The following is an 8,144-nucleotide window of genomic DNA, read 5'->3' as shown; positions in this document are numbered from 1 at the left end:
CAACCGTGAGATCGTCCGCCCGGACTGGGTCCACCTCATCCGGAGTCAGGCGTTCGCGAACCTCTGGGGCCGCGCCTACAAGGCCGCCACCGCAGGTCTGACCGTCGTCTCCACGGCGGGTGCGGGGCCGTGCCGGTCAGCCCGGTCGGGCCGCGCCGGCGAACGGCATGGAGTCGACCGGCGCGTAGCGGACCGGGGTGCCGGGGCGGGAGGCGTGGATGATCTGGCCGTTGCCGACGTACATCCCCACGTGGGTGAGACCCGGGTAGTAGAAGACCAGGTCACCGGGGGCGAGCTGATCCCGGGAGACGCGTGCTCCGGCGCCGATCTGGCTGTGGCTGGTGCGGGGCAGGGACACGCCCGCCGACTGCCAGGCGGCCTGGGTCAGCCCGGAGCAGTCGAAGGCCGAGGGGCCGGTGGCGCCCCAGCCGTACGGCTTGCCGAGCTGGCCCTGGGCGAACGCCACGGCCTGGGCGGCGCGGGAGCCGGTGGCGGCGGGCGGGGGCGCGGGCGGCCGTTCCTCGGCGCGGGCGGCTCGCTCGCCGCCGTCGGGACGAGGGGTGGGTGTCCGCTCGGCGCCGCTCGTGGTCGGGTCCTCGCCGTGGCCCTCGGCGGCCAGGGCGGCGGCTCGTTCGGCCGCCGTCAGGGTGGCGAGGAGTTCCTCGGCCTCGGCGGTGCGCTTCAGGACGGACGCGCGTTCCCTCTCGGCGGAGGCGCGAGCCTCGCGGAGCGTCTCGTGCTCCTCCGCGGCTTCGGCGCGGACCTGCTCGATCCGGGAGAGTTGGGACTCCAGGCGGGTCAGGGCGCCGCTCTGACGGTGCTGCGAGCGCTCCAGCGCGGCGGCCCTGCTCAGGTAGGAGTCGGGGTCGGCGGCGAGGGCCAGCTGCACCGTGCCGGGCATCCCGCCGGAGCGGTAGCGGGCGGCGGCGTCGGCGCCCAGGGCGCCGCGCGCGTCGTTGAGACCGGCGGTCCGCCGGGCGGCGTCGTCGGTGAGGCGTTCGAGGCGGGCCTCGGCCTCCTCGGCCGCCTCCGTAGCGCCGTTGAACCGTTCGGTGGCCTGCTCGGCCTCGTGGTGGAGCTCGGCGACGCGTGCGCGGACCTCGGCCGAACCGGGCTGCGGGTCCGCCACCGCCGGGGCGTGCAGCACGCCCACGGTCGCGGCGCCGACGAGGGTGAGGCCGGCGACGGTGCGAGCCGGGGAGCCGACGAGGGAACGGGCCCTCGGCTTCCGGTGCGCGGGCCGTCGACGGCCGGTTGTCTCATGGTGAGCCATGGCTCCGGACGCTAGCCCCGGAGCACCCCCGGACCGGCCTACCGACCGGGACTGACAGCAATGCGTCAGTTCTGACTCTCGTGTGCCTGGAGCTGATCGATGATGTCGCGGAAGACGTCGGCTCGTTGCCCGCCCACCACGGGGTGGCCGTTCAGCAGGAACGCCGGAGTGGTCTCCACCCCCAGATCGAACCCCTCGGTGGCGTCGCGCTCCACCGACTCCCCGGCCTCCGCCGAGTCCAGATCCTCCGCGAACCGGTCGAGGTCGGCCACACCGGCCTGCTCGGCCAGCTCGCGCACCCCGTCCTCGGAGTACTTCCCCGTGTCCCGGTGCGCGTCCTCCGCGAAGGCCGCCTCGTAGAACTCCCAGAAGCGGCCCTGCTGCCCGGCCGCCCACGCGGCGCGCGCCGCCGTGTCGGACTCCGGGCCGAAGATCGGGAAGTTCCGGAACTCGATGCGCAGCACACCCGCCTCGACGTACTCCTCGACCAGCGCCGGGTAGCTGCCGCGGGCGTAGCCGCCGCAGAACGCGCACTGGAAGTCGGAGTACTCCACCATGACCACCGGCGCGTCCTCATCACCCAGCGCCATCGGGTCGCCCGCCTCGCGGCGCTCCAACTGCCGGATCGGGTCGTCGGCCGGGATGGCGGCCAGCGCCTCCGGGTCGCCGTTCTGGTCGGCGGCACCGCCGGAGCCGCCGATCGAGGTCAGCCCGGTCAGGACCATCGCCCCGACCACCAACGCGACCACGACCATGACGACGGCGGACTGCTTCTTGCGGCTGAACATCCGGGCTCCAGGCAGCCGGCCGGCGCGGGCGCCGGACAGCGGGTGACGGGTGCGGGTGCGGGTGACGGGTGCGGGTGAGCGGTGGCGGGGCACCCCGGCACTCGGCCAGGGGTCCGTATCAGCATACGGGCGTCAACCACCCGAACGGCGGCCAGTACGCTCCCCACCATGCAGTTCCTGACGAATCTGTTCCTCGCGCTCCACATCATCGGCATCGCCGCCCTGCTCGGCGGCTTCCTCGCCCAGACGAAGCTGCTGAAGTCCGGCGACGCCCGCGTCACGCCCGGCATGCTGCACGGCGCCCTGACCATGCTGGTCACCGGCATCGCGCTGGTGGGCCTCAACGAGGCGGACGGCGCCGACGTCAACCACATCAAGATCGGCATCAAGCTCGTCCTGCTGGTGGTGGTGACCGCCCTCGCCTACCTCAACCGGGACGAGGAGAAGGTCGCCACCCCGATCTTCGGCACCATCGGCCTGCTGACCACCGCCAACATCTTCATCGCCACCCTCTGGTGAGTCCGTCGCCGGTCCCACGGTGGCGGCGGCAGGCGCCACCGCGGGACCGCGCGGCGCTCAGGCGGGGCGCACCGCGCTGTGGAAGGGCATGACCCGGATCGCCTCGACCTTCACCACGTCGCCCGGTCGCGGCGCGTGGATCATCTGGCCGTCGCCGACGTAGATGCCCACGTGGGTGACGCCGGGGTAGAAGAAGATGAGGTCGCCGGGGAGCAGGTCGCTCTTCGCCACCCGCTTGCCGAAGTTCACCTGGTCGTAGGTGACGCGCGGCAGCTCCACCCCGGCGGCGCGCCAGGCGGCCTGCGTCAGGCCGGAGCAGTCGTAGCCGGAGGGGCCGGTGGCGCCCCAGACGTAGGGCTTGCCCAGCTCCTTCTCGGCGAAGGCCAGCACCTTCGCGGTCTTCGCGCTGTAGCCGGAACCCGGCGACGGCGGGGTCGCGGGCGGCGGGCTCGGCGTCGAGCCGCCCCCGCCGGATCCGCCGCCGCTTCCGGAACCCCCGCCCGAGCCACTGCCTCCGCTGCCGCTGCCGCTGCCGCTGCCCGAGCCTGAGCCACTGCCCGGGCCCGAGTCGCCGGAACCGGCGGATCCGCCGTCCTCCTGCGTATCCGCGTCCGCCTCGGGCTCCCGCTCGGCCGCCTCGCGCGCCTCCCGCTCCCGGCGCTCCCGCAGCTCACGGGCCTTCCGGTCGGACTCCTCCTGCTCCAGCCGTTCCAGCTCGGCCAGCTGCTCCGCCTCCTCCTCGGAGAGCGAGTCCAGCAGCTCACGGGCGGTGCGGAGCTTCTCCTGGACGTCCTTCTTCTCGGTGTCCAGCTCGCTCTGCCGCTCCTCCAGCTCGGCCAGCGCCTCCACGGCCTCGCCGCGCTTCTCGTCGGCCGTCCCCTGCCGCGCGGCGAAGTTGTCGAGGGCGTGCTGCTGCTGGCCGGTGAGTCGGCCGAGGGCGTACCGGGTGTCGAAGTACCGCTGCGGATCGTTCACCAGCAGCAGCGTCGCGGTGTCCGACGCGTTGCCGTGCCGGTACCGCGCAGTGGCGAACTGCCCCACCGTCCGCCGCGCCTCGTTGACCTCGCCGGCGGCCACCGCGGCCTCGTCGAGCAGCGCGTCCACGGCCTGCTGCTGCTCCTCGGTCGCCTCCTCGGCGGCGTTGTACCGCTGCGTCGCGGCGCCTGCCTCCTGGTACAGCGTGTCCACCCGCTCGCGGACCTCCGCGACGCGTCCGGAGCTGGTCTCGGCGCGGTCGCGCGCCTCGGAGAGGGACTCCTCGTCGGCCAGGGCCTGCTGGGAGAGAAGCGTGGCGGAGAGCGCGACGGCTCCGAGGCCGACGACGCCACGGCGCGCGGCGGGCGAGTGGAACAGTCCGGCACGGGGCTTCCGGTGGGAACCCAAAGCGGTGTCCTTCCTTCCGTCAACCGCCTACCAGGTGAGCTGACGGCCTCGGGCCACGGAAGGTTGCCCTACGGGACGCCCCTGCCGGGACGTGTCCCCGATTCGGCCCGGGGAGCGCGGTGGACGCGCTCCCGATTGGTTCCCCGGCTCCGGTGAAGTTCTCCGGACTCGGCGGGGGAGACCCGTGCCGCCGCGTTCGGCAGCCGTCGTGCGGGTCACCCTGCGCTCGCACGCTAGCCAGTGGCAGGGTGCGTTGGGAAGGGCGGATCGCCCGATCGACGAATTCGCGCCGTGACCTTGGGCACGTCGCCGGCCCGCTCCCGCCGCCCGCCGCAGCCGCCGTTCCGCTCTGCGGAGCGGCGGAGGGCGACCCGCGGGAGCGCGGGCCGCCGTCAAACGGATCGCAGCGAGTGACCGGCGGGCACGCCGCGGCGCGTACGCTCCCGCGTGCGCCTACTTCCGCAGTTTCCGCAGCTCCCAGCGGTTCGGGTGACGGATGGTCACCCCGCCGATCCCGCCCGAGCAGGTCGCCCGCAGCACCGGCGCCGGCCCCTCCGGCGGCGGCACCTTGGCCGTCTTGTTGGTGACGCCGCCCAGCCCCGACTCGGTGTGCACCAGCTCCACCCGCCACGTCGTCGGCACCACGATCGTCACACCCCCGATGTCACCGTGGACGTCCACCACCACCAGCGGCTGGGTCAGTTCGGCCTGCGTGAAGTCGACCTTGACCCCGCCCATCCCGCCGTGGACGTAGAGGCGCTGCGGCACCACCCAGTGCCCCTTGCGGGAGTCGCCGGCGGCGCCGCCCTTCAGTACCAGCGGCGGCGCCGGCTCCGCCTCCCGCCGCTGCACCGCGTGCGCCCGACCGCTGGGCAGGTCCGCCGTGATCGGCGCCAACTCGCCGTAGGTCTTCGCCGCGAACGTCCGGTCCAGCCGCTCCTGCAGTTCCTCCAGGTCCAGCCGACCGTCCCCGGCCGCCTCCCGAAGCTGCTCCGCTACGGCCTCCCGGTCCGAGTCCGAGGCCCTCAGGTCAGCGCGCGGATCGTGGTCGGGAGAATGCGGCAGGTTAGTCATACCGGGATTCTAGGAGCCGTGGGGCACCCGCGGCCGTCGCCTTAGACTCGGGAGCGATGAGCAGCAGCCTTTTCGACGACAGCGCCGACTTCCTCGCGGCGGCAGCAGGCGCGGCCGGCCGCCCCGGCGGCACCGCCCACCAGGGCACCTTCGCCGAGGTCGTCGGCGACGCCCCCGGCGGCCGGTCGGCCTGGGACGGGCCCCGGCACGACGAGGAGCCGCCCCCGCCGGAGGACGGGTCGTACCCGCCGCCCGAGGACGTCCCCGACGACCTCTTCGCCGGTGCCTTCACCGCGGAACCCGAGGCGGCCTCCTACTACCGCGACGGAGCCCGCAAGCCCGCGATCGACCCCGAGCAGCTGCTCACCGGCCTCAACGAGCAGCAGCGCGCCGCCGTCACCCACAGTGGCGCCCCGCTGCTGATCGTGGCCGGTGCCGGCTCGGGCAAGACCCGCGTCCTCACCCACCGCATCGGCCACCTCCTCGCCGCACGCGGTGTGCACCCCGGCCAGATCCTCGCGATCACCTTCACCAACAAGGCCGCCGGGGAGATGAAGGAGCGCGTCGCGGACCTGGTCGGCCCCCGTGCCAACGCGATGTGGGTGATGACCTTCCACAGCGCCTGCGTCCGCATCCTGCGCCGCGAGTCGAAGAAGCTGGGGATGACGTCGAGCTTCTCCATCTACGACGCCGCCGACTCCAAGCGGCTGATGGCACTGGTCTGCCGCGACCTGGACCTCGACCCGAAGAAGTTCCCCCCGAAGTCGTTCAGCGCCAAGGTCTCCAACCTGAAGAACGAGCTGATCGACCCCGAGGACTTCGCCGCCGGCGCCCAGGACGGTTTCGAGAAGACGCTGGCCGAGGCGTACGCGCTCTACCAGTCCCGCCTCCAGCAGGCCAACGCCCTCGACTTCGACGACATCATCATGACCACCGTCAACCTGCTCCAGGCGTTCCCCGACGTCGCCGAGCACTACCGGCGGCGGTTCCGGCACGTGATGGTCGACGAGTACCAGGACACCAACCACGCCCAGTACACGCTGGTCCGCGAACTGGTCGGCACCGCGAGCGACGAGCCCGGCGCGGTGGAACCCGCCGAGCTGTGCGTCGTCGGTGACGCCGACCAGTCCATCTACGCCTTCCGCGGCGCGACCATCCGCAACATCCTCCAGTTCGAGGAGGACTACCCGCAGGCGACGACACTGCTGCTGGAGCAGAACTACCGCTCCACCCAGACCATCCTCACCGCCGCCAACGCGGTCATCGAACGCAACGAGAACCGACGCGCCAAGAACCTGTGGACCGAGTCCGGCGAGGGCTCCAAGATCGTCGGTTACGTCGCGGACACCGAGCACGACGAGGCGCAGTTCGTCGCGGAGGAGATCGACCGGCTCACCGACGCCGGCACCAGCCGTCCCGGTGACGTCGCGGTCTTCTACCGCACCAACGCCCAGTCCCGGGTCTTCGAGGAGATCTTCATCCGGGTCGGGCTGCCCTACAAGGTCGTCGGCGGCGTGCGCTTCTACGAGCGGCGCGAGGTCCGCGACGTCCTGGCCTACCTGCGGGTGCTCGCCAACCGTGAGGACACCGTGTCGCTGCGCCGGGTGCTCAACGTGCCCAAGCGCGGCATCGGCGACCGGGCCGAGGCGATGATCGAGGCCCTGGCGCTGCAGGAGAAGGTGTCGTTCGCCCAGGCGCTGCGGCGCGTGGACGAGGCGTACGGCATGGCCGCGCGGTCCGCCAACGCCGTGAAGCGGTTCAACGCGCTGCTGGAGGAGCTGGCGACGATCGCCGAGTCCGGCGCCGGCCCGGCCACCGTGCTGGAGGCCGTCCTGGAACGCACCGGGTACCTGGCGGAGCTCCAGGCGTCGACCGACCCGCAGGACGAGACCCGCGTGGAGAACCTCCAGGAACTCGCCGCCGTGGCGCTGGAGTTCGAGGAGGCACAGCCGGAGGACGAACCGGGCACCCTCGCGGACTTCCTGGAGCGGGTCTCGCTGGTCGCCGACTCCGACCAGATCCCCGACGACGAGGAGGGGAGCGACGGCGTCATCACGCTGATGACGCTGCACACCGCGAAGGGCCTGGAGTTCCCCACCGTCTTCCTCACCGGTATGGAGGACGGCGTCTTCCCGCACATGCGCTCGCTGGGGAAGACCAAGGAGCTGGAGGAGGAGCGGCGCCTCGCCTACGTCGGCATCACCCGTGCCAGGGAGCGCCTGTACGTCACGCGCGCCACGGTCCGCAGCGCCTGGGGCCAGCCGCAGTACAACCCGCCGTCCCGGTTCCTGGAGGAGATCCCCGCCGTCCACCTCGACTGGCGCCGCACCGGCGGCACCGCGAGCGCCCCGGCCCCCGGCCGCGGCGGGACTGCGGCGGGCGGCGCCTCACGCAACCGGCTGACCCGGGGCGCCTCCGGGTTCGCGACCGGACGCATCAAGGACCGCGAGGTCGTCGCCCTCGCCCCGGGCGACCGCGTCACCCACGACACCTTCGGGCTGGGCACCGTCGTCGCGGTCGAGGGCAGCGGTGACCGGGCCCAGGCGACGGTCGACTTCGGAGGCGAGAGCCCCAAGCGGCTGCTGCTGCGGTACGCGCCGGTCGAGAAGCTCTGACTGACCGCGGGCGCGGCCGGGGCGCGTCCCGCGTGGCCGGGGCGGCAAGGGCGGCCGGCGGGAACCCCGGTCCGCCCCGGTCCGCCTCGGTCCACCCCGGTCCGGTCCGGCCCTGCTCCGGCCGCCCGCATGCCTCGGGCCGCGGTGGGCGCACCCGCCGTGACCTGGTCCTACGCCGTGACCTGACAGCGTGACGGATGTCGCCGTAGTGTCACAGTGCGGACAAACAGCTTGTCGTCCCGGTTCGCCACGCGGTTAGCTTCCCTTGCGCAGCTGGACCACCTGCGCGTCTGTCACCGCATCACAGCGCGCGGGTACCGCACGCAGGGGGAGAACACGATGAGCCAGCCCTGGCAGCAGCAGCCGACCGGCGACAACGGGCCCGGCCCGCAGCAGGGACAGCCCGCACCGGCGCAGCCGCAGGGCTTCGGCGCGCCGCACACCCCGCCCCCCGGCTTCGCCGCGCCGCCCGCGCCGCCCGCGCCCCAGCAG

The 8,144-nt window shown here is 73.3% G+C and carries 6 protein-coding genes and 1 riboswitch; of the genes, 2 read left to right on the top strand and 4 right to left on the bottom strand.

Features of this window, described 5'->3' with window-relative positions; translation table 11 throughout:
* Positions 1-136: 136 nt before the first annotated feature.
* Positions 137-1,273, bottom strand: a complete 1,137-nt coding sequence (locus tag HCJ92_RS20010; protein WP_167935007.1) for a C40 family peptidase — start codon at positions 1,271-1,273, stop codon at positions 137-139.
* A 65-nt stretch (positions 1,274-1,338) separates the two neighbouring features.
* Entirely contained in the window at positions 1,339-2,061 is a 723-nt protein-coding gene (locus HCJ92_RS20005; protein WP_167935006.1) for a DsbA family protein, read from the bottom strand.
* 168 nt (positions 2,062-2,229) lie between these two features.
* On the opposite strand from HCJ92_RS20005, the gene HCJ92_RS20000 reads away from it, so the two are divergent.
* The gene (locus HCJ92_RS20000; protein WP_167935005.1) at positions 2,230-2,580 is read left to right on the top strand and encodes a hypothetical protein; all 351 of its coding nucleotides are present in this window, start codon (positions 2,230-2,232) and stop codon (positions 2,578-2,580) included.
* Positions 2,581-2,637: 57 nt separating this feature from the next.
* On the opposite strand, the gene HCJ92_RS19995 is transcribed toward HCJ92_RS20000, so the two are convergent.
* The gene (locus tag HCJ92_RS19995; RefSeq protein ID WP_167935004.1) at positions 2,638-3,963 is read right to left on the bottom strand and encodes a C40 family peptidase; all 1,326 of its coding nucleotides are present in this window, start codon (positions 3,961-3,963) and stop codon (positions 2,638-2,640) included.
* A 9-nt stretch (positions 3,964-3,972) separates the two neighbouring features.
* Positions 3,973-4,147: riboswitch (cyclic di-AMP (ydaO/yuaA leader) on the bottom strand.
* Positions 4,148-4,416: 269 nt separating this feature from the next.
* Positions 4,417-5,037, bottom strand: a complete 621-nt coding sequence (locus HCJ92_RS19990; protein WP_167935003.1) for a DUF1707 SHOCT-like domain-containing protein — start codon at positions 5,035-5,037, stop codon at positions 4,417-4,419.
* Between the two features lie 56 nt (positions 5,038-5,093).
* Here HCJ92_RS19990 and pcrA point away from each other — a divergent pair, with 56 nt between their 5' ends.
* A complete protein-coding gene (gene pcrA, locus HCJ92_RS19985; protein WP_167935002.1) occupies positions 5,094-7,652 on the top strand; it encodes a DNA helicase PcrA in 2,559 nt (852 codons plus the stop codon).
* The last annotated feature ends 492 nt before the right edge of the window (positions 7,653-8,144 follow it).

Source organism: Streptomyces spiramenti (assembly GCF_012034385.1).
Lineage (GTDB): Bacteria > Actinomycetota > Actinomycetes > Streptomycetales > Streptomycetaceae > Streptomyces > Streptomyces spiramenti.
Note: the sequence above shows the minus strand (reverse complement) of the source record. Positions and strands in the feature narration are given on the sequence as shown.